Origin of the sequence: Sinomonas notoginsengisoli (genome assembly GCF_021554725.1) — a bacterium.
In the GTDB taxonomy this organism is placed as follows: Bacteria; Actinomycetota; Actinomycetes; order Actinomycetales; family Micrococcaceae; genus Sinomonas; species Sinomonas notoginsengisoli.
In genome coordinates, this window is record NZ_JAIZDP010000002.1 from 61,133 (window position 1) to 84,308 (window position 23,176).

At 70.4% G+C, this 23,176-nt stretch carries 1 protein-coding gene (only partly in view); it reads right to left on the bottom strand.

Annotated elements, in window-relative coordinates; genetic code table 11:
- Window positions 1-22,972 carry the 5' portion of a hypothetical protein gene (locus LF262_RS05910; protein ID WP_235779369.1) on the bottom strand. 13,730 nt of this gene lie to the left of the window's left edge, so 22,972 of the gene's 36,702 nt are visible here — the first part of the coding sequence; it begins with the start codon at window positions 22,970-22,972; its stop codon lies off the left edge, out of view.
- Between the last annotated feature and the right edge of the window lie 204 nt (window positions 22,973-23,176).

The window sequence follows — 23,176 nt, forward strand, 5'->3', positions numbered from 1 at the left end:
ACTGGACGCGGATGTCGATCACGGGCGAGTTGACCGTGTTCACCACGTTGATCTTGTTCACGATCATGTTCAGGCTGGACGCGTTCATGAGCTTGACGTAGTTCCACGTCTGCTGGAACTGGAACTGACCCCGGCCGCCCCAGATCACACCGACAGGAATGCTTCCGCCGGAGATGTTCGTGGGCACGTTCGCGAGGAACCGGGCGTTGGCGCCGTGGTCGTAGATGATGTCGTCCACGCTGAATTGGGTGCCCGTGAGCTGGCCCACCGTGTGGACGTTGTTGAACGGATCATCGGTGAAGACGTGGCCGTTGAGGTCCCGCACGGTGGCGTTGACGAGCTTGGTGACGTTGCCCGCGGAATCCACTTCCACCCACGGATTCGGCTCGCCGAGCATGATGACCGTGGACTCCCAGAAGATCCAGCGCTGGAAGTTCTGGCTGCCGCCGCTGCTGTCGGAGCCGCCGAAGTCGAGGAAGCCACCGGTGCGGTGGGTGTGACGCAGGTAGTGGTCCACGAGCTGGTTGACCGTGACCGTGAGGTCCGAGGTCGTGATGGTCGACCCACTCATCCCCGCGACCTGGGCCGTCGTGCTGACGTCCGAACTCGCGGTCGGGGACGTGCGGCCGCCGAAGCAGTGGCACGTCGAGGACGCGTAGCTGTCGATGTTGATCCCGCGGTACTCCGCGTTGAGCGCGGTCGAGACGTTGCCCGTGAGCGTCGCGCCGCTCAAGAGGACGGTCTGGGTGAGGCCGCTCACGTCGACCGACGTCGTTGCCTCGGAGTTCGCACCGAACGCCGTGGCCCGCGAGCTGGAGGTGCCGATGAGCTGGAGCGCGTCGACGTACGAGCCCACGGCCACCGAGCGGCCTGTCACGGAGCCACCGACCGTCGTCTGGGTCGTGGCGACCGCCGTCGATCCGGGAACCCACGAGGCGTCGCCGCGGCCCACGCGGATCGCGAGGTTCGTCGTGCCGTCGACGCCGAGGCCGCCGACGTCTGCCGTGCCCTTGCCATACGCGAACACCGCGGTGTGGGACTCGATCGTCGCCGCCGTGCCCGCGGTCACCGAGCCCTTGACGGTCACGGTCGTCGAGTAGTCGGCGAGGATCGTCTCGCCAGATCCGCCGCCCGCGAAGAGGCCCCCCGAGCTCGAGGACGCGATCATCGTCGGGTGCAGCTCGGAGTTCGCCGAAACGGTCACGCCCTGGGCCGCGCTGAGCGCCGCGTTGGTGTCGACGAGAATCGTGTTGCCCAAGTAGAGGTGCGTGTCCGCGCTCGCCGAGTTCACCGAGATGAGCCCGCCGCTGTCGTTCGAGGAGACCGTCTTGCCCGAGACGATGCCGTGCGTCGTCACCGTGACGGATCCGCCGTCGAGCGTCGCACCGTTGCCCACGGTCGCGCTCAGGGTGGATGTGGCCTGGACGAGGGATGCCGCCGTCGAGACCGAGATCGCGCCGCCTCCGCCACCAGTCGCGGACGCCGAGACGATGAGGTCTCCGCTCGTCGCGCCGAACGGGATGTTGTCTCCGATGCCGTGGAGCCGCTGCGTGCCCGCGCCGCTCGCGGGGGCGATGTCCTCGACGAGCGTGTAGACGAGGCTCCCGAGGCCCGAGACGCCCGAGGGGACGGTCGGCGCCGAGAGGTCGATGCCGTCGCGGGCGAACGTGTGGAGCCCGCCCGTCTGGCCAGAGGCGATCGTGTAGGTCTTGGCAGCGCCGCCGGGCGTGTCCGAGAGGGAGAATGACGACGAGCACGCGCCGCCGCAGCCGACGACATAGTAGCCGTGTCCGTCCGTGAGGCCCTGGATCGGTGCGTTGGCGGCGTACCAGAGCTGCTGGACGACGGCCTTGCCCGCGGGCGACGTGTCCGGCGCGAGCGTGAGCGCAGCCTGCGGCTGGTTCGTCGACGTGCCGCAATCCGCCTTCAGGCCCGTCGCGTGGCACAGCGAATCGGCGAACTTGTACTCCTGGCCGTTGACCCGGATGAGGTAGTAGTATCCAGCCGCGATGCCGATGTTGCTGCCCGACTTCGGCGAGTAGTAGACGCGCGTGCCGGTCGAGAAGCCCATGTCCAGGAAGTTGCCGGGGTTGGACGGGTCCTCCACCGCGAAGAAGACGTCGTTGGCGTCGTTGCCCGTCGCCGTGACCCACTTCTTCTGGCCGCCGTCCCAGAGGACGTTCACCTGGCCCGAGCTGAACGTCGCGACCGGGCCCGGCTGGTAGTACGTCACGAAGTCGCCGTCGTGGAAGCTGTTCGAGGCCGTGATGACGCCGGTCCCGCCGTTGATGCTGCCCGCGTTGACCGAAACGCTCGCCGCGGTGAGGCCGATGGGCTGGAGCTTGACGCGGAAGGCGTCGAGGAAGTGGACGCGGTAGCGAGTGTTGTTCGTGAGCCCGCCGACGTCCGAGGTCACGCCGCCCGCTCCGAGCGGGACCGCCGAGTACCAGACGACGTCGCCCTCATGCAGGTGGTGCTGGCGGAGCCCGAAGTCGATGACGTCGTTCGCCGCGTCAACGTTCGTGCCCGTGAAGACCGCGCCGAGCTCGAGGCTCGTCGGGCTCGTCACGATGACTGAGTACTGTGCGCCAGCGGTGAGGCCCGCGACAACCGGGTGGCCCTGCGCGTCGTACGTCACGACGTCGCCCGTGTTGGCGCTGTGGTTCGCGGTGAACGTGATCGTGTTGGCAGCGTCCGAGACTCCGCCCACGCCGTCGAACGTGCCGTCCGAGGCCGGCGGGAGCGGCGGGTTAGCCGACGCGTCGACGCTGATCGAGCCCGCGGCCTTGATGCTCGCGCCGCCCGTCACGGACGCCGTCGATGTCGGGGACATTGTCGCCGTCGCGCTGAACGAGCCGATGTTGATGGCGCCGCCCGTCGCGCTTGACGTGCTCGCGTCCGAATCGGCCAAGCCGATCGACTGGGCGCTGATGTTCCCGCTGACCCGGATGACCGACGTCGAACCGCCGAGGACAACGCCGACGGTCGGGGTGCCGTGGCTCGTTGAGGTGGAGTTCGCGACCGACAAGAGGCCGCCGCCGCTCTCATCCATACCGGCGACTGCGGTGTCGTTCCCCTTGGCCATGACCGTGAGGGTCGCGGCACCCGGAGTGCTGTTGACGCCGTCGAACATGCGCACGTTGCCGAGGACGGACGCCGTCGTCGTGCCCGAGGCCTCAGCGTCCGGGTTCGAGTCCACGGACACGTTGAGGATCGCGCCGCCCGCGTTCTCGAGCTTCGAGTGCGCGAAGTTGCCGCTCACCGCCCGGACGGCGATGACCCCTCCCGGCGCGGCGAGGGTCGCGCCCGCGGCGAGCGTTGCCGTCGTCGTCGATGCGGCCTTCGCGAAGAGGTTGTTGCTCGAGATCGCGAGGCCCAGGGCCGCCGTGAGCGCACTGCCCGAGGCGTCGACGAGGTGGTCGGTGAGGAAGTTGGAGCCGTCGAAGTTGTGGTAGGCGAAGAGGGAGAGGGTTCCGCCGCTGGAGACGCTCCCTGTCACGCCGGAGGACACCGTCGAAGAGTCGGTCGCACTGACGGTCGATACGCCGACCGCACCGAACCCGCCGAACGAGACAGCGCTGTAGTCCGCGACCGTCGAGTTCTGCTCGATCGCCTGGATAGTGACGTCTCCTGTGGCGGCGATGCTTCCACCGACGCCGGCCGAGACGCCCATGTCCGTGGTGGCCCGGTAGGTGCCGCTCGTGACACCGGCCCCGAGGCCACCGGCAGCCGCGCGGCCATGGACGGTGGATGCCGAGTTAACCGTCGACCCCACGGTTAGCGTGGTCACACCGGTGGCAGTGCCATTGAAGTCAGCCTTGACGTGCCCGCCCACCTCGGCCGTGGGCTGGGCGAGCCCAACGCCGGCCACGATTCCCGCCGAGAGCGAGCGGGCCTCGGCTGTCGCGGCGTTGAACGCGACGCTCGTCACCTGGACCCAGCCGGGGCCACTGAGGGCCGTGCCTGTGCCGATCGTGGTGGAGACCTCGGGCCTGCTCGTCGCCGTCGAGCTCGCCGCCGTCACCGCACCGCCCACGGCGATGCCCGTGAGGCGCACCCGCGCGAAGGCCGGGTCGACGGTCGACGGGGTTGAGTCGCCGGCCAGGGTCACCGAGGGGCGGATTGGGTTGCCCGTGGAGTCCACGTTGACCCGCGCCGAGACCGTCACGCCAGTGCCGTGGAGCTCGCCGCCGCCCACCGTGAACGCCTGAACGGTCGGACGGAAGTCGGACGTGGCCGTCGTCGCGCCGGCGCTGAAGCCGCCCGCAATGCCGATACCGCGGCCGTCGGCAATCGCAGTAGCGTTCGTCGAGGCAATGAACTCCACCGTCCCGCTCGAGGCGGACACCTTCGCCGAGCCGCCCAAGAACGCCTTCACTGTCGGGGCCGACGACGTGATTTCGGTGACGATGACGAGGTTGAATCCGAGGCCGACGCTGATCATGTCGGTGAAGGCCATTGGCGCCGAGGTGAGGCTGGCCGTGATGGAAGCCGCTTTACCAGACCCACTCACCGTCACCGCGGCCGGGTGGGTCGCATCGGCGGCCGCACCCTCGGGGCCGACGTAGGCCTTGACCACTGTCACGTCCGTCGCGTGGGTCTTGATGAATGCGCCCGAGGCCAGGCCGACCGTGATATTGGACCCGGCGGGCGGGGCATTCGTCGCCGTCGGCGTGCTCGTGCCGCCCGCGGACAGGGTGAGGTTGCCGGCGGTCAACGTCGCACCGTCGTCGATGTGGGCGGCGATCGTGCCGGCCGTCGTGGCCTCGAGGTCGATGAAGGCGATCGAGACCGCTGCAATGGCGATGTCGACGTTCGTGACCGTCGCGGAGGCGTTGCGCGTTGCCTCGAGGTCGGCGACGCCCGTGCCGAGCGAGACGGTGCTGCCTGCACCGACGTAGGCCTCGGTCGTGCCGTCCACGTTCGCCACCGGCGTCGCGCCCGTGCCGCTGAGCAGGGCGAGGCCGAGCATCTTTGCGGTACCGGTGGCCTTCGGAGTCGCGATCGCCTTGGCCGTGAGGGAACCGGCGACGACGGCGCTGCCGCCGGCCACATAGGCGCGCGTGGAGCCATGGATCTGGGCCTCGGGTGTGAACACCTGGACAGAGAGCCCGGCGCCGGAGGCGCCGCCCGACTCCGCGGTCGCGGTATCGAACGAGGTGGCGGTGAGAGCAATCGCGCCCGCGCGCACGTTGGCGGAGCCGATGCCCGCCTCGGTGGTTGCGTTGGAGCCGATCTCAGCCTTCGCGGAGGCGATCTGGGCCGCGATCGCGCCCATCGTGATGGCCTTCGTGGTGGCCTCGGCGAAGTTGTGGCTCTCGGCCGTCGCCGAGGCGGCCGAGCCCGTGATCGCGGTGCCGTCGAGACGGATGTCCGTGCCGCCGTCGACCTTCGCGGTGGGGACGGAGACGCCGAGGGCGGCAAACCCACCGGCGCCAAGGACGGTGCTCGCCTCCGCGTGGTTGTGCGAGATCGCGGTGACCTCCACGAGGCCGCTCGAGTTGAGGGCTCCGCCGGCCTGCCCGAGGACTTCGACGTCGCTGCTACCGCCCACCTCGGAGAACGCCATGCTTCCGTTGCCCGCGAAACCCAGGCTGCCGGTGACGACGAAGATATCAGCAGTGGCATTGTTCGTCCCGCTCGCGTGCACGCCGATGGCCGCGGCACCCGGGGTCGCTGCCGACGACGTCGTTGTGACCACGCCGTACACCTTCACACGCGCAGCCGAGTTGTCGTGGGCGGCCGCCGCCATCACGCTGAGCGCTGCGATGCCGCCAAGGTTGCCGAGAGTGGCCGTCGCCGCAGCCTTGTTGCCGGCGTTGCGGGTCCCGGCCTCGATGAGGGCCGCGCCGGAGCCACTTATAGAGGCACCAGCGCCGATGGTGGCCTCAATCTTCGCGTCCGAGATGATATCGGCCGTTGCCACGCCGCCGGACAGTCCCACGACCGATACGCCGATCGTGGTAGACGACGCTGTAGCGGTGTTGTCCGCGAAAGCCTGCACCGTGATCGTGGCGGCGTTCGACGCGAAACCGTCGGCCTCGGCGGTCGTGTGGCCGGAGACCGTGGCGAACGCGAGGAGGGCGGTGACCTGGACGCCGCCCGCACCGCCGCCCGGTGCGGTCGCGATCGCGGAGTTGCTCGCGGTGGCCTTGGCCAAGAACGGGGCCGGTGTGCTGAAGGTGATCGCCGATGTCGGGCCCACCAGGGCCTCGGTCGAGCGGGAGTTGACCACGCGGGCGACCGTCACAGAGACCGCGAGCACGCCCGTCGCAACGTTGAGGGTTCTGGCCGCGGCCGTGTGGACGCCATCGGCCGTGACGCTCACGCCTCCAGCGCCGAGGGTGCCGTGCGCCCCGCTCGAGGCAGTCGCCGTGCCCCCGAGCGTCACGAAGGCGAGGTCGCCCGCGAATCCACCGGCCACGCCGGCCTGGAACGCGATGGCCAGAAGGTCGTTGGTCGCGTTGTCGACGACAGAGACGTTGAGGTGGTCAACCGGGCCCACGGCGCCGACGGCGATGTTGCCCACCGTCGCGCTGGCTCCGCCGGTCACGTTCACAACCGCGGCGGACACGCCCACGGCCACGGCGCCGAGCCCGATGCCGATCGCGTAGCTGTTCGCACTCCGCTTGGCGTATGCCGCGACCTCGATGCCGCCGCCTGCCTGGGTGATGCCCTGACCGGTGACAGGGCCGTTGAGCGTTGCAGCAGTGGTGCTCGAGTCGATGTGGGCGTTCTGGGTGCTCGAGTCGTTGATCACCACGACCTGAGCGCCGATGGCGATGGCGCCCGCAGCCCCGACGAAGCCCACACCCGTCACGGTCTCGTCGTCCATGCGGGCCTTGACGCTCACGCCGCCGCCCGAGCCGGAGCCCGCCTGGATCGTGGCGGTTCCGCCGATGCCGGCGTTCGTCGCACTGTTGACGTTGAGCACGAGCACGGAGACGCCAAGCCCTCCGAGCCCTGCCGCACCCGCGCCGGCAACGCCGAGCACGTGCAGCCGGTCGATGGCCCAGACGTTGACGTGTCCGCCCGCGATCACCGTCGCATCGATCGTTGCTGCGGTGCCGCCGGTGGGAGACGTGCTGAGGGCCGCAGTACCGAGATTCGTGGTCGGCGCAGCCGCTGCGATCCTGGCGCTCGCGGCGGAGAGGCGCGCGGCGAGGCGTGCGTTGGTCGACGACTCGGTACCGGAATTGAGGCGCCACGCGGAGTTGTGCGCGGGGTCCAGGCCGCCGGAGGCGATGTTCGACGTCGCTCCGTACGTGCTGCCGTTGTAGCTGACAAGCTGGCCGGACGTGTAGCTGACCGCGGAGCTCCACGTGGGCGCCGGGCCGGATGTCGTCGTTCCGTCGAGCGTGTGGCTTTGGTAGCCGTTCGAGCCGCCGCCCTGGGCGGTGCTGCCGGCCTGGGTGACGCTGTTGCCCGCGTCGCCGCTTGTCGCGTTGGACGGACCGCGCCAGTGGGCCGTGTCAATCGTCGGGTTGCTACCGCCGGCGGCGATGTTGTCCGTGGCCGTGTACTGCGTGGTGCCGTAGCTGACCACATCGCCCTTGGCGTAGGAATGCGTGCCGTCCCAAGGCCCGCGGCTATTGCCACCGTTGCTGTCCTGGTACGTCGTGACGGGCGTGGTGCCGATGCTCCATACGGACACCGAGGCTGCCACGCCCACCGCACCGATGGACAGGCTCACCGCGAAGGTGCTGACCTGCTTGGTCGAGAGTGCGTAGACCTCGACGCTGCTGAGCGCCTTGACGGTCGAGGGGCCATCGATGTGGGCGAGGACCGAACTGTTGGCTGTGCCAATGTCAACCCCGCCGGAGACCCCGACGAACCCGCCTGCCGCACCGCCCGCGATCGTCAGGGATGCGAAGTCATCGGTCGCTGTGACACTCACGCCCTGGGCCGTGGACGCTCCCGCCGCAGTGTTGATCTGGCTGTAGCCGCCGATCGACGCCGCCGTCGAGGTCGTCAGGAGGGTGACCTGGACGCCACCGGCGACGCCGACGAACCCGCCGCCGATCGCTGGGACAAGCCCGAAGATGTTCTCGCTCGAACCCGCGTGGACGATCACTCCGGAGAAGGACTGCGATCCGCCGATCGTGCCGTTCGGGATGCCAGCCACCGGGGCGCCCTTGGCGAGGGCGTCCACGACGCTCCCAGCGCCGAGGTAGGCGCGTACCTGCTTGTCGAGGGTCGCGACGCCCACCGCCGCACCAACCCCCACGTACCCCCCGGCGAGGGCGACCGTTATGAGGAGGAGCTTTGTCGCGTCGTTCGCGGACACGAGCACGTTATTGCCGGCCGAGAGCGTAGCACCGTTGCCCGTGCAGGCGAACGGATCGGAGCCGCCCGGCGTGCCGGTGCACGCGAACGTGTGCACGTTCAGGATGGTGACGGCCACCGTACCGGCTACGCCCACCGTTCCGCCGCCCGCACCGACGGCGAACGAGAGCACGGTGTCCTTGCCGTCTGCCGTCACGGCGATCGTGTTCTGAGCGTTGGCTGCCGTGCCAGTACCGATGTAGGCGTAGGTGTCAAGACTGACGACGCGGACGGCCACCGGGATCGAGACTCCAGCAGTGCCGCCGATCGCGACGGTTGCGGCGATGCCGAGCTGGTAGAACTGGTTGGCCGCGGAGACCTGGACCGATTGGCCCGGGTCGGCGCCTGCGACGTTGGACGCGCACGTTGCTGAGCAGTTGACCTTCGCGTTCGCGCCAATGTGCGCGGACGTGTGGACCGTGACGACGGCAACCGAGCCAGCGATCGTGACTGCGGCGGTGCCGGCGAAACCAAGGCCAATACCGAAGGCTCCGATGCTGTCCGAGTTGGTGGCGGTCACCGCGACGCCGCGGAAGCCCGTCGTCGTTCCCGGGGAGATGGCGCGCGGGCCCATGGCGCTCGCGTCGCCCGCGGGCGCGTCGCCTTGGCGGACAATGCTGTGAGACTTCCCGGTCCAGCCGCCGCTGAGGGTGATGACGCTGCCGCCCTTGTCGGAGGGCTTGTCGAGGAGCTGGAACCAGCCGCCTCCGAGGTCCTTGTAGTAGTACGTGCCGCCGTCCACGAGGCCGCCGATCGGCGTCCCTCCACCGGAGCTGTAGACGACCGCGTCGTTGTTGCTGACGGTCCCGAGCGCGTAGGGCAGCTTGATGCGGTTGCCCACGAGGTCGACGGCGTTGTCCGGGTTGAAGCGCGGTGTCGCATCCTGGGTGACGTTCGCCTCGGAGGTTTTGAAGAGCCGGTGGCTCTCACCCGTGGCGCCCGTGAGGGTGATCGGCGAGCCGCTGAGGTCCGCCCCGGCGAACAGCTCGAAGTGGTTGGGATCGATGACCTTGACGTAGTACTGGCCGCCTTGCGTGAGCTGGCTGAACGGGGTGCCGTAGCCGGCGTCGTACTGGACCTGGTCTCCGTCGGAGAACCCGTGGCTGTCGACATGGATCACCGCACCGGCCACGTCGCTCTGAGCGAAGCGCGGATCGTGGGGCGTGACGGTGTAGGAACCGCTCGCGACGTCGAGTCCGGCAGCGCCCGCGCCGCTGACGTTCGCGTAGTTGCCGATCCAGGCGTGGGTCTCCTTGGAGACCACGGGGACGGCGACGGCGGCACCGACCGCGGCGGTGCCAGCGGCCGAGATGTTGCCCGCGATGACGTTGAGGGTGAGAGCCTCGTCCGCACTCACCCGCACGGTGCCGCCCATGGTAGCGGTGACGCCGTCGGAGGCGGAGGCGCCGTCGTCGAGGTACGCCTTCGTGGTGACGGTGATCGCGGGGACTGCGGCGTTGACGTTCACGGCCGCGGTTCCGGCGAAGCCGCCGCCCACCGAGATGGACGTGAGCTTCTCGCTCGAGACCGCATCGACTATCAGGTTGCCCGAGCCCGCGATCGTCGTCCCATGGCCGACCCAGGCCTCGGTGTCCTTAGTGAGGACCTCGACGTCGACGCCGACGCCGACGCCAGCCGTGCCGCCGACGGTCAATACGCCCGCGAGGCTGAGGACCTTGGTGGTGTCCTTCGCGTACACGGCCGTTGACGTGCCCTGGGTGACGGTCGCGGACGCATCGATGTGCGCCTTGGTCGTGTCGCTCGTGACGTTGACGACGACGGAACCCGCCACCCCGGCCGAGTTGCCGCCCGCACCGCCCACGGCGAGGAAGAGGTAGTTCGCATCCTGCGTCGCCACGACAACGAGTCCGGTCCCGCCCGCGTGGACGGTGGTGCCCGTTCCAACAGTCGCCTCGACCGTGGAATCGCGCACGACGACGACGGCGGACGCGCCGACCCCGGCCGAGCCGCCGCCCACGGCGATGTTGCCCGCGGCGAGGTTCACGGTGCCGGTCTTCGATGCCGTGACGGCCACGCCGCTCTGGCCGGTCACCGACGCGTTCGAGCCGATGGCTGCGGCGACCTTCGGCGACGACCCGCCCTGGTTGAGGACGACGACGACCACGGCGCCGGTGACAGACGACGAGTTGAGCGAGACGCCGCCGGCGACGGAGACCTCGGTCATGGTCTCCGCCGATTCGGCGTCGACGGTGACGGTCCCGCCCGCGGTGACGAGGGCGCCGTTGCCGATCGACGCCACGGCGTTGATGTTGAAGACGTCGACGATGACGGTCAGGCCGACCGCGGCGGAGCTCTTGGAGAGCGAGAGCGCGCCCGCGAAATCGATGAGGGTGAGGCCGCCGGTGGCCTTGACCGTGAGCGACTGACCGGTGCCGCCGAGGCCGATGCTCTGGTTGACCTTGGTTCCGGCGCCGAGCGTGGCCTGGGTGTCTATCGAGAAGATCTGGATGATGAACGAGCCGCTCACGGCCGCGCCGCCGCTGCTCGCGCCGCCGCCTGCGGCGACATTCGTGACGGACGGAAGCGTGATCTTGCCCTTGAGCGGGGTCTCGGGCTCCTGGCCCGCGAGGGTCGCGGACGCAGTCACCGAGATCGCCCCGGATGCGTCGAGCGACGTGGGGGTCAGGGCCGTGGAGTCGACCGTGGCCTTCGTGCTGATCTCGAAGTAATTCACGGCGATCGCTCCGCCGATCGCGGTGCCGTTGCCCTTCGAGAAGCCGCCGGAGAGGGCGATGTTCGAGAAGATGACCGCATCCGCCGCAGAGACGGTGATGCCGCCCGCCGGCGCGGAGAGCACCGCGCCTGTCCCCACGGACGCCGTCGTGGTCAGGAGCAGGATCTGGACGGCGGCGGAGGCCGCGACACCAGCGGTGTTGTTGCCGGCGCCGGCGGAGATGCCCCAGATCACGAACGTGCTGTGCTTGGCGTCCGGCGTCCCAGCGTTGACGGTCACGCCCGTCTGCCCGGTGACGTGCGCGCCCGCGCCGATCGTCGCCGTCGTGGTGAGGACCTGGACATTGAGGCCGATCGCGGCGCCCACACCCGTGTCCTTCTGGAGGTCGATCGCGCTGCCCATGCCGCGTGCCGTTGCCTCGGCGAGCATGAGGCCTTGGACGGACACCGAGCCGCTCGTCGCCGTGACCGTGACGCCCGCCGCGATGCTGCCCGTCGTCGTCGCCATGACCCAGTTGACGCCGATGGCCGCGGCGACGCCCGTCCCGCCGCCCGAGCTGCCGGACTGCGAGCCGGACTGGGAGTTCGCGCCCGTCGCGCCATTGGAACCGTTCGTGCCGCCGGACGAGGAGGGCATGCCCGCCGTGGCGGATTTCGTGGACTGCGTGTTCGGGTTGCTGCCGTTCGCCTGCTCGTTGGCCTTCGAGTCGCCGCTCTTCGTTTCGGAATCGCTCGAGCCCTTCGCGCTCGCGACCGACTTCGCCTCGCTCGTCATCTCCGAGGAGGCGAGCACGTCGACCGAGCCGGCCGTGACATCGCGGGCGATCGTCGCCGTCGTGCTCCAGCTGACGACGGCGTTGACCGAGACGTCGATGCCCACCGCGGTGCTCTTGCCCGCGGCGTCGGCGTTGCCCTCTGTCACGATCCGGTTGACGTGCGTCGCATGGACGACGACGGCGCCCGTGCCGGCAGAGGTGGTGTAGCCGGGCCCGCCTGATGCTGGGGTTCCCAGGCGGGCCTCGACAGTATCTCCGACGCTGACGACGAGGGCTACGACCGGGGTGACCGCAGTGCCACCCGAGGTGCCGCCCTCCGCCGTCGTCGGAAGTTCGCGGAGGCCCATCGCGTCGACGGTGAGGGATGTCCCACCGGTGAGCGTCGCGCCGTCCTGTGCGCCTGCCCGCACCGTGTTGTCGGGCAGGACCGTGAGGGCGACGGACGCGCCGACGCCCGTCGCGGAGCCGACCTCGGCCTTCGATGTGGCCTTGGCGAGGTCGTAGGAGTTGGCGAGTGCGGTGATCGAGACGGCGACCGTCGTGAGGGTCGCGGACGCGCCGGTCTGCAGCAGCGCGGCCGTGTGCTCGGTGACGATGTTGATCGCGAGGGCGCCTGCCACGCCCACGGAGGTGGCCTTGCCCACGCCGGCGTACGCGGTGGCCGTGACCTCGTGCTCCCAGAGCCGGAAGACCTGGCCGTCGGTCGGGCTGTCGGGCAGGTGGTCGCCGTCGGTGACGGTGGTGCTGGCCGCGGCCCACGTGTGGCTCGCTGAGCGCTTGTAGATCCCGGGCGCGTTGCTGCCGTCCTGCTGGGTGAGCTGGAAGAGCGTGTCCTTGGAGGTGGAATCGGCCGGAAGGGCGTCGAAGTCGTCGTACGCGTCCTTGGTCACGAATACCCAAGCTGTGCCGTTCCACTGCCAGACGCTGCCGGTCGGGTGGCTGTCCTTGGGCGCCGCCAGGACGAAGAGCTGGTTCGCGCTCGGTGCGCTGGGGAGGGTGTCGCCCGAGGCGATGGAGGCGCCGGCGTCTGTCTGGAGCACCCACTTGGCGGTCGCGCCGTCGTACTTGTAGATGCCCGCATTGTTCGACGACGTCTTCGCCTTCGCGGCGGCGAGGTCGCCGGCAGACGGACCCGGGAGTTGCCTGCCGGCGTCGATCACCTTCCAGGCGTGGTCTGCATCGCTCCACACCCGCAGGACGTCGCCCGCGCCGCCTGCCGACATCCCGGCAGAGAGCACGAGGCCCGTGCCCGTGATCGTGGCGGTACCCGTCAGTGCCGTGTTCGTGATGTCGGCCTTGTTGACCGCGACGCCCGCCCCGATCCCGACTTTGGCATCCGCGGTCGAGTCGCCGCGGCCAATCGCACGGGCATCGGCATCCGCCGTCGACCTGAGGGTCACCACGGCGCCGGAGGAGATGACGACGCCGTTCGCGAACCATGCGCGAGAGGCGACGGCGACCACGTTGATCGCCACTGCGGCGGCGACGGACACCGAGGCGCCGCCGTTGTCGTTGCTCGCCGCCTTGGGAGTCGAGGACGTGCCGGTCGTCTGGCCGTTGCTGTTGTCCGCCTGCGTCTGCTTCGCGGCACCGAGTTTGGAATCGGCCTTCTGGTTCACGTCGGTGCCGGAGGAGTCCTTGCTGTTGGATGCCGAGGTCGTCTGGCCCTCAGCGCCCTCGGCAGCGGCCTCGGCGGTCGTGACGTTCGCAGAAGTCCCGAGGGCCCGGAAGGAAATGGCACCGCTGCCGCCAGCTGCGGTGATGCTCCGGGCGGTACCCGAGTCGACGCCGTCGTCGACGATGGCAAGTGCGAGGGAGATGCCGAAGCCTGCCGAGGAGCCGACCGTCGTGTCGCCCTTGGCGGTGGTGGTGGTAGCGGCGTTCTGGGTAGCGGTCGCCGAGACGGCTCCGCTTGAGGTGAGCGCGGTGGTGCTTGCACCCAGGGACGCGCTCGTGCGCAGGGTCGCGATGGTTACGGCCACGGCCGGAGTCACGGTCACGCTGCCGCCCTTGCCACCGGCGTCGACCTCGTTGTCAATAGCGCTTGTGGTCGTGGCGTTGACTGTGAGGCTGCCCGCGCCCGTGAGCGGGGGTCCGCGCGTCGGGTCCGCGACCTGGTCGATGCCCGCATAGACCGTGTCGTTGACGAGGTTGATGCCCACCGAGGCGCCTATGCCGACGGTTCCGGAGCCGGACTGCTTGGCCGAGGCCTTGGTGGTGCTGTTCGAGTTCGAGGCAGCGGTCATGCTCGCCGCACCGCCGGTGAGCGAGACGTTGCCCGTGACACCGGCCGGAAGCGTGGTGCTCGGGTCGGCGTGGACCGTCGCCACGGTGGTCAGGTTCACCACGTTGAGGGCGAACGCCCCCGCGAGACCGAGTGTCCCGGAGGTGTTGGCGGCGCCGGCCGTCGCGGTGGCGGTCACCGTGTGCTCCGTGTCCGCCGTCGGGCCTGTGCCTAGTACCCGCATTGTTGCACTCAGGGTGAGGCCGTTGGCGGAGAGCTGGGAACCGACGCCGAGGCTCGCCTCATTGCGGACCTTGACGAGGTTGATCGCGACGGCGGCACCGATTCCCACCTTGGTGCTGTTGCTCGCCGAGCCGTCCGCCGTGGCCGGGGCGTCGGTGTTGTTCGTGGTCGCGAAGCGTGCGGTGCCGCCATGGACGGTGAGCGAGACACCCGGGGCGAGGATCGACGTTGCCGTGGACGTCACGAGGTTGATCGCGACGGCGGCCGCAACGGTCACGTTGGAGCCGCCGGAGTCCTGCTTGGTGCTCGGCGTGGAGGACGACGACGTGGTCTTCCCGCCGCTGTTGGCGGACTGGAGGCCCTTGGCCGTGCCCAGGGCTGTCTCGGCCTTGCCGTTAACGTCCTTGCCGGAGGAGTCGGTCGAGCCGGTTGACGTCGACGACTGGCCCTCGACGCCGGCCGCGCTTGCCGTCGCGGAGGAGGAGACCTGGGACGTGCCGTCTGCTGCGAACGAGACGTCCGCTCCAGCCGTGGTGTTGCGGTAGAGGGAGGAGTCCACGGCGTGGTCTGCGATGGTCAGCGCGAGGGAGAGTCCCAGGACGACGGTCCCGCCCGTCGCAGCCCCCTTCGCGGTGCCCGTGACAGAAGCGGTCTGGTCCGCATGGGCGGTGATCCCGCCGGCGAGGTTCAGCGCCGGGCCGGCGAGGATGCTCGCGGCCGTGGAGACTTCGCTGATCGTCAGGGCGAGCGCGCCGGCCAGGGCCAGCGACGATCCGGACGGGGCCGCGGCACCGCCCTCGGCAGTGGTGGTCGCCTTGTCGCTGTTCGTCCCGGCGGCCGTGACAGCGCGCCCACCCGTGAGTGTCGAGCCCGCGGCGAGGCCGGAGACCATCGCGTCGTTGATCAGGTTCAGCGCCACCGACGCGCCCAGACCCGCGGTGGTGCCTCCGGTGGTCTGTGCGGTGGCCTTGGCGGTGTTCTCGGTCGCCGAGCCAACGGTGAAGGCGGAATCCCCGGCGGCGGGGAGGACTGCGGTGCCCGCGAGCTGGGCGCTGACGGTCAGGTTGACGAGGTTGAGCGCGAACGACCCGGCCAGCCCCAAGCTTCCGCCCGCCGCTGCGCCCGAGGTGGCCTCGGCGCCGAACGTGTTCACGCTGTCCGTGCCGCCCCCCACGCCGGGCACCGTGCGCTCGGTCGCCGACAGCGCCAGCGAGCCCGCGTTCACTGTCGCGCCCACCGGGATGCCGGCAGCGACGGTCGCGTTCACGAGGTTGACCGCCACTGCGGCCCCGATGCCAATTCCGGAGGAGGAGGTTGCGGAGCCGTCCGCCATGGCCTTCGCGTCCGTGTTCGCCGCGGCCGCGAAGGAGGCCTTGCCGGTCGTGGCCAAGGTCTGGCCCGCGGCCGGCTGCGAGGTGACGGTGTGCGTGGAGAGCGTCACCGCGATCGCCGCCGCGACCGAGACAGTCCCGGAGCCGCCGCCGGAGCCGCCCTTGTCAGTGGTGGCCTTCGGCGTCGAGGACGACGACGTGGTCTTCCCGCCGCTGTTGGCGGACTGGATACCCTTCGCGGTCCCCAGGGACGTGTCCGCCTTCCCGTTCACATCCTTGCCCGAGGAGTCCGTGCCGGCGCCACCCTGTCCCTCCGCACCAGCCGCGCTCGCCGTCGAGGAGTCGGACACCTGCGAGGTACCCTCGGCCAGGAACGCCGTGTCCCCGCCGGCCGTCGCCGCGCGGCCGAGCGAGGAATCGACGGTGTGGTCGGCAACCGTCAGCGCCAGGGACAGGCCGAGCGCGAGGGTGCTGCCGCCGGACGCAGCCCCCTTCGCGGTGCCCGTGACAGAAGCAGTCTGGTCCGCATGCGCGGTGATCCCCCCGGCGAGGTTCAGCGCCGGGCCGGCGAGGATGCTCGCAGTCGTTGACACGTCGCTGATCGTCAGGGCGAGCGACGCCGCGAGGGACGCCGTGGTCTGGCCGGTGGCCGCCGCCCCGCCCTCCGCGGTGGTGGTCGCCTTGTCGCTGTTCGTCGCCGTCATGGTCACAGCGCGCCCACCCGTGAGTGTCGAGCCCGCGGCGAGGCCGGAGACCACCGCGATGTTGATCAGGTTCAGCGCCACCGACGCGCCCAGACCCAGCGTTCCTCCCGAGATCTTCGCCGCCGCCGTGGCCTTGGCCGTGTTCTCGGTCGCCGACCCGGCGGAGAACGAGGCATCCCCGGTCGCCGTCAGCACTGCGGTGCCCGCGAGCTGGGCGGTGACCGTGACGTTGGCCAAGTTGAGCGCGAACGAGCCCGCCAGGCCGATGCTGGACCCGGCCGTCGCGCCTGAGACCGCCTCGGCGCCGAACGCGTTCACGCTGTCCGTGCCTACCGTCCGCTCTGTCGCCGCTAGCGCCAGCGAACCGGCATCCACCCTCGCGCCCACCGGCACCACGGCAAGAACCGTCACGGTGGCCAGGTTGATCGCGACCGCCGCGCCGATCCCGACCCCGGACGAGGAGGTTGCGGAGCCGTCCGCCACGGCCTTCGCGTCCGTGTTCGCCGATGCCGCGAAGGACGCCTTGCCGGGGGTCGCGAGCGTGAGGCCCGCGGCCATCCGGGAGGTCACCGCGTGGGTGGACATGGTGATGGCAATGGCCGCGGCGACGGAGATCGTCCCGGACCCACCCCCAGCCCCGCCCTTGTCAGTGGTGGCCTTCGGCGAGGCCTTGGCCGCGGTGGTCTTGGAGCTGTTCGCGTTCTGCAGGCCCGCCGCCGTCCCGGAGGCGGAGTCCGCCTTGCCGTTCACATCCTTACCCGAGGAGTCCGTGCCGGAGCCGCCCTGTCCTTCCGCGCCGGCCGCGCTCGCCGTAGAGGTGTCTGATACTTGCGAGGTGCCCGTCGCGAGGAATGTGACATCCCCGCCCGCGGAGAGAACGCGGCTGAGCGACGAGTCGACGGCGTGGTTGGCGATCGTGAGGGCCAGCGAGATCCCGAGCGCGAGCGTACTGCCGCCCTCGGCCGCACCGCTTGCCGTGTCGGCGACCGTCGCGGACTGGGTGGCACTGAACGTGGCGCCGGCGGTGAGGGTTGTCGCAGCACCGGAATCGATCGATGCGGTCGTGGAGACGTTGCTGATCGTCAGCGCCAGGGACGCCGCAAGGGAGAGCGAGCCGGACGTACCGGCCGCAGCACCCCCGGCCGACGTCGTGGTGGCCTTGTCGGTGCCGTCAGCCTTGCCGGTGAGCTGGTGGGCGCCGGTCAGCGTGGCACCTGCGGCCATACCGGCAGCTGTGTCGTCGTTGATGAGGTTCAGCGCAATCGATGCGCCGATGCCCGTGGCACCTCCGCTGCCAGCGGTGGTGGCGGCGGCCGCGGCAAGGTTCTCAGTCGACTGGCCGGCCGTGAACGACACGTCGCCAGTGGCCCCCGTGACGGACCCGTTCGCGGTGAGCGACGCGGTCCCGAGCACCTCGCCCTGCGTCACGATGTTCGTCAGGTTCAACGCGAAGGAACCGGCAAGGCCGATGTCCTTGCCCGCGCTTGCTCCCGAGGTGGCCTTCGCCGAGAGCGTGTTGACGCCGTCCGTGCCCACCGTGCGCTCGGTGGCCGAGAGGAACAGGGCTCCCGCGTTGACCGATGCCCCCGCGGGGACCAGTGCCTGCGTGGTCACGGTGGCCTTGGTGATCGCCACGGCGGCGGCAATGCCGGAGGCCGACGGCGAGGTCGCGTCGCCCTTGGCTTCGGTGATCGCGTCCGCGTTCGTGTCCGCCGTGAAGGAGGCTCCGCCGGCGGTGGTGAGCGTGGCGCCCGAGGCGAGCTGCGCCGTCGTGCTTACCCCCACCACGCTGATGGCGATGGCAGCGGCGACGCTGATGCTGCCCGAGCCACCTGAGGTCTTGTCCACGGTGGTCTTCGGCGTCGAGCTCGTTGCCGAGGGCTTGCCGCCGTTTGCAGCGGACTTGCCCTTCGCGTCGGCAAGGGCCGCGTCCGCTTTGCCATTGACGTCCTTGCCGGACGTGTCGGATCCCTCGCCCTGGGCGCCGGCCGCGCTCGCGGTGCCGGTGGTCGTGGTGGCCCCAGTGTGGTGGGCCGTGAAGCTGGCCGAGGCCGCGGACAGCGTGCGGTCGAGCGGCGCGGAGGAGGCGGAGTCGACGACGGCGAGGGCGAGCGCGAAGCCGAGGGCGAGGGTCCCGCCGGAGGCCGCCGTCGCAGCGCCCTTCGCGGTGGTGGTGGCCTTCGTCGTCTGGTCAGCGGTCGCGGAGACCGCTCCGGAGAGGGCCGTGGTGCCGACTACGGTCGAGTCGGCTCCGCCGATTCCGGCGGTGGTCGATACGTTCGCGAGCGTGATCCCGATGGCCGGCGCGAGCGAAATGTTCGCTCCGCCTGCTCCACCGTCGATCGCAGTCGTCAGCGTATCGCTGTTGGTCGCCTGGATGGTGAAGTTGTTGATGCCGGTGAGTGGGGGGCCGCGCGTGCCGACCGCGAGCTCGTCGACTCCCGCGAAGACCTGGTCCGTCACGAGATTGAGGCCGATCGAGGCACCCATGCCGAAGGTTCCGCCGCTGCCGCCGGTGGATTGCGCCGCTGAGGCGGAGGCGCCGTTAGCGGACGAGGAGCCCGCGGTCGCGGCGGCGTTGCCGGGGCCGCCGAGGTTGATCCCGCCGAGGGGTTCCGTTGTCGTGGCCGTCGCCGCGTGCACGGCCGCAATCGTCGAGAGGTTCGCGATGTTGAGTGCGAAGGATCCGGCGACGCCCACATTCGAGCCTGCGCCGCTTGCACCGGACGTCGCCGTTGCTGCGGTGCTGTGCGGGTGCGGGGTGGCCGGCGCCGAGGGGTCTGCGTGGTTGGCGGCGGTGAGCGTGAGGCCCGTGGCCGTGACAGTCGCACCCGCGCCCGTCGAGGCCTCGTTGATAATCGTTGCCTTGTTGATCGCGATCGCAGCACCGATGGTCGGGCCGGTCCCACCGGACGCCGAGCCGTCGGCCGTTGCCTGGGCCGTGGTCGTGTTGGCCGAGAAGAAGGCGACCTTCCCAGGGGTCGAGATGGTAGTGGCGGGCGCGAGCTGGGACGTCGAGGACGAGGTGACGATGTTGAAGGCCAGCGCCGCCGCGACTGTGATGGCGTTGCCGCTCGAATCGGTCGCAGCCGGCGTGGTCAGCGAGGATGCCCCGCTGCCGCCGTTCGCGGTGGACTTTCCGCTTGCGAAGGCGAGCTGCGAGTCGGCCTTCTGGTTGGCCGTCATGCCCGTGGAATCGGTGCTGGACGGGCTGCTGGCCGTGCCGCCCGGCGCGCCGGCGGCGGAGGCAGTCGAGGTTGTCGAGGTGGCGGAGGAACCGTCCGCGCTCATCGCAACATCTCCGCCAGCGGTGGTGTTCCGGGCGATCGAGGAATCGACCGCGTGGTCCGCGACCGTGAGGGCGAGGCTGATGCCCGCGGCGAGGCTCGCACCGGCGCCTGCGGTGGTGCTGCCCGTCGCCGTGGTCGTCGCCGAGGCGGCCTGGGTCGCCAATCCGGTCAGGGCGCCCGCCAGCGCGAGTGCGGGACCGGAAAGGATCGATGCGACCGTCTGCACGTTCGAGATCGTGATCGCCACCACGCCCATGAGCGAGGCGTTCGAGCCGCCCTTGGCCCCGCCGGTGGCCGAGGTGGTCGTGGCGTCGCTGCCCGCTGCGGCCAGCGTCAGCCCTCCGGCTCCGGCGAGGACGGCATCCTTGACGAGCCGCGCCGCGACGACCGAGTCGATGATGCCGAGGGCGATCGAGGCGCCGATGCCTGTCGCTCCCCCGTTCTGGGCCGCGTTCGCCGTTGCCGAGTTCGCGTGCTTCCCCGTGGCCTTCAGCGCCACGGCGGGCGTGCCGGTGAGCGTGTTGCCCGCCCCGCGGACCTCGGCGAGGGTCTTGCCGTTGACCAGGGTCAGGGCGAACGAGCCAGCGGCTGTGACGCCGCCCGAGTTGCCGCTCGCCCCCGAGGTCGCGCTCGAGGTGAAGCCGGAGCCGCCTGTGCGGGTCTCGTCTGACTCGATGGTCACCGACGTCGCCTGGATGGTAGCGCCGGAGATGTACGCCTCTGTCGTCACGTTCGCCACATCGATGCCCACGCCAACGCCGACGCCCGGGGCGCCGCTCGCCGTCGTGCTCCCGTCGCCCGCGGCGCTCGAGGAGGCCTGGGATGTCGTGAGCAGCTTCAGTGCACCCGTGACGAGATTCGCGGTCTGGACCACGGCCTGTGTGAGGGCCGTGAAGACGCTGACGGCGAGGGCCCCGGCGAGGCCGATCGCGCCGTCCGCCGTGGTGGCCTGGCCGTTCGCGCGTGACGGGTCGTTGGTGGGCTTGTCGTTCGCGGTGGAGCCGCCGGGGCTCGCCTTCGCCGACGCCGCGCTGGCACCGTCCGCGTTGGAGGTGAGCGTGATGTTCGCGGCCTTGGTCGGGGTGACGGCCGTCGAGTCGATGATCGCCTGCGTGGTCTGGCTCAGGTTCACGACGGCGATGCCGGCACCGGAGGTGGCCGCCCTCGCATCGCCCGTCCCGGTGAGGCCCGCATGGTTCGTGGCCGTCAGGGCCAGATCGCCGGTGACCTCGAGGTGGGCCGTGTTCGTGACCTTGCTGACCGCCGTCGTGCTCACCGTGATGATCGCAACGGCCGCATCCTTTGCCGAGGCGCCGCTCGAGTCGGCGGAGCCCTCGCTCTTGCCGGCGGCCCCGGGGGTCGCGCCGACGTCGACCTTCGAGATCGAGCTGACGGTGGTCTTGCCGGCCGCCTTGACCACGGCCGAGCCGCCGATCGTGACCTCCGCGTCGGAGGCGACGATGGCGGCGTCGCCGTAGTCCTTGATGAGCGTGACCGGGCCTACGGTCGAGGCGGCCGAGAGGACCACGTCCCCTGAGGCGGCAATCTGCGTGGTGCCGAGGATCGAGACGAGGGCCTTCGACGAGGCGTTGATGGCGTAGGCAAGGGCATCGGTCGCATCCGGGGCAACGCTCGAGGCAGCCTGTGCGGTGAACCCGCCCGAGGTGACCTGGCTGTCCTGGAGGGTGACCTCGACGTCGCCGCAGTGCGTCGCGAGTGACGCGCAAGAGCGGGGATCGCTGATTGGGTTTCGCGGGCCGCCAGTGATGCTGTCCGAGGCGTCGAGGAGCACGGTGCCAGCGGTCAGGACCGTCCCTGAGGCGAGCGTGACCTTCTCAGCGTGGATGGTGAGTCCCGCGGGGCCGAGGGTGATCGCGCCGCTCAGGGTGAGCGAGTCCCATCCCCCGGCGCCATCGATCGTGAGTGACCCGGACGGGGCCGCGAAGGCGACCGATTCGAAGCTTCCGTTGGTGCTCGCGAGCGTGAGGGTCGCGCCGGACTGGGTCAGGGTCGCCGTGTCGTCGCCGCCGCCGAGGGTGTACACGATGTCTGTTGCGGTGCCGCCTGCGGTGATCGGCTCGATGTTCGTGTAGTTGATGGTCGTCGCATCGAGGAACAGCGTCCCGGTACTCGCATTGACTGCCACGGACCGGAACTTCACGACAGTTCCCGCTGTCGCCAACGTGTCGAAGCCGGGACCGCCGTCGAAGCTGATCGTGATGTGCGGATTGACCATGCCGCGGTCCACCGTGAGGGTGTCGTTGCCGGATGTGCCCATCACCGAGATGCTCGAGACGGTCGACAGCTGCCGGGTCTGGCTCCCGAACGTGACCGTCCCATCCGCGTGGAACGCGAGGGTCGCGGTCGTGGCGCTCATCTGGAGCGTCCAGGGGGCGGGCCCACTGGCGGTCGCACCGGAGGCCGACTGGGGGGCCGTCAGGGAGGTGGTACCCGACGGCGTGGTTCCTGAGGTGGGCGTGGGCGGGGCTGCCGTCGTGGGCGGAGCAGACACGGACGACGGCGAGCTGGTCGCCGCCGCGTTCGTGCTCGCCGTCATGGTGCTCGCCGTCGTGGTGCTCGCGGGCGTGGTGCCAGCCGGCACCGCGGACGCAACTGGCGCCGGCTCAGGCGCTGAGGCCGGTGCCGGAGCAGGTGCCGCAGCCGGAACAGGCGCGGGAGCGGGTGCTGGCGCCGGAACAGGCGCGGGAGCCGGTGCTGGCGCCGGAACAGGCGCGGGAGCCGGTGCTGGCGCCGGAATCGCCGCCGCAGCCGCCGCAGCCGGAGCCGCGGCAGCCGGAACAGGCGCGGGAACAGGCGCCGCAGCCGGAACCGGCGCCGCAGCCGGATCCGGGACGGTGAGCACCGTCGCCGTGCGCCGCTGGCCCGCGCTGAGGACTCGGCTCATGAGGTCGGAGCCGCCTTCGATGTCGCCGAGGCCGAGCACGTGGCCGAACTCGTGGGCGATCACCGTCTGGAGGTCCATCCGGTTGGGTGCCACTCCGCCGACGCTCCAACCCCAGCCGGCCGCCGTGGGGCTCACCGTGATGACGGTGCCGTTAGTGACCGCGAGGGTCGTTCCGCCGAGGGGCGCGATCGCGAAGGTCGCAGCGCTGACGTCGTGACCAGCCCAGAGGCTGGCGGCGGCGCCGGAGACGGCGCGGATGTCGGCGAGTGTGATCGCGGTGGTGACCGGTGTTGCGGGGAGGGAAGCCGCGTCCTGGTGGTTGGCAACCTGCGCGGGGCTCACAGCCCACGTTCCTGCCCTCGGATTCGGGTCCGCGAGGGTTGCTGCGCCTGCGGGAGTCGCGATGGCAAGAGCCATGGCAAAGGCGGCCACCACGGCTACGAGCCGCTTCAGCCCCTTCCACAGCACAGACCGTCGCATCAGGCGTCACCGATTGCCGGGACGGTGCGCAGCACCGTCGACCACAAAGCACATGTAGCTGTGTGTCGGCGACCAGTGGTGAGACGTCCACCGGTGCTTCGACGACTGGCCGCGGCGAATGCCTGCCGGCCCGCGAAGACCTCCCGCCTAGCGCCCCGTGTGGGGCGCCCCCGTCGGCGGGTGGAGCGGCGAACCGCTCCGAAA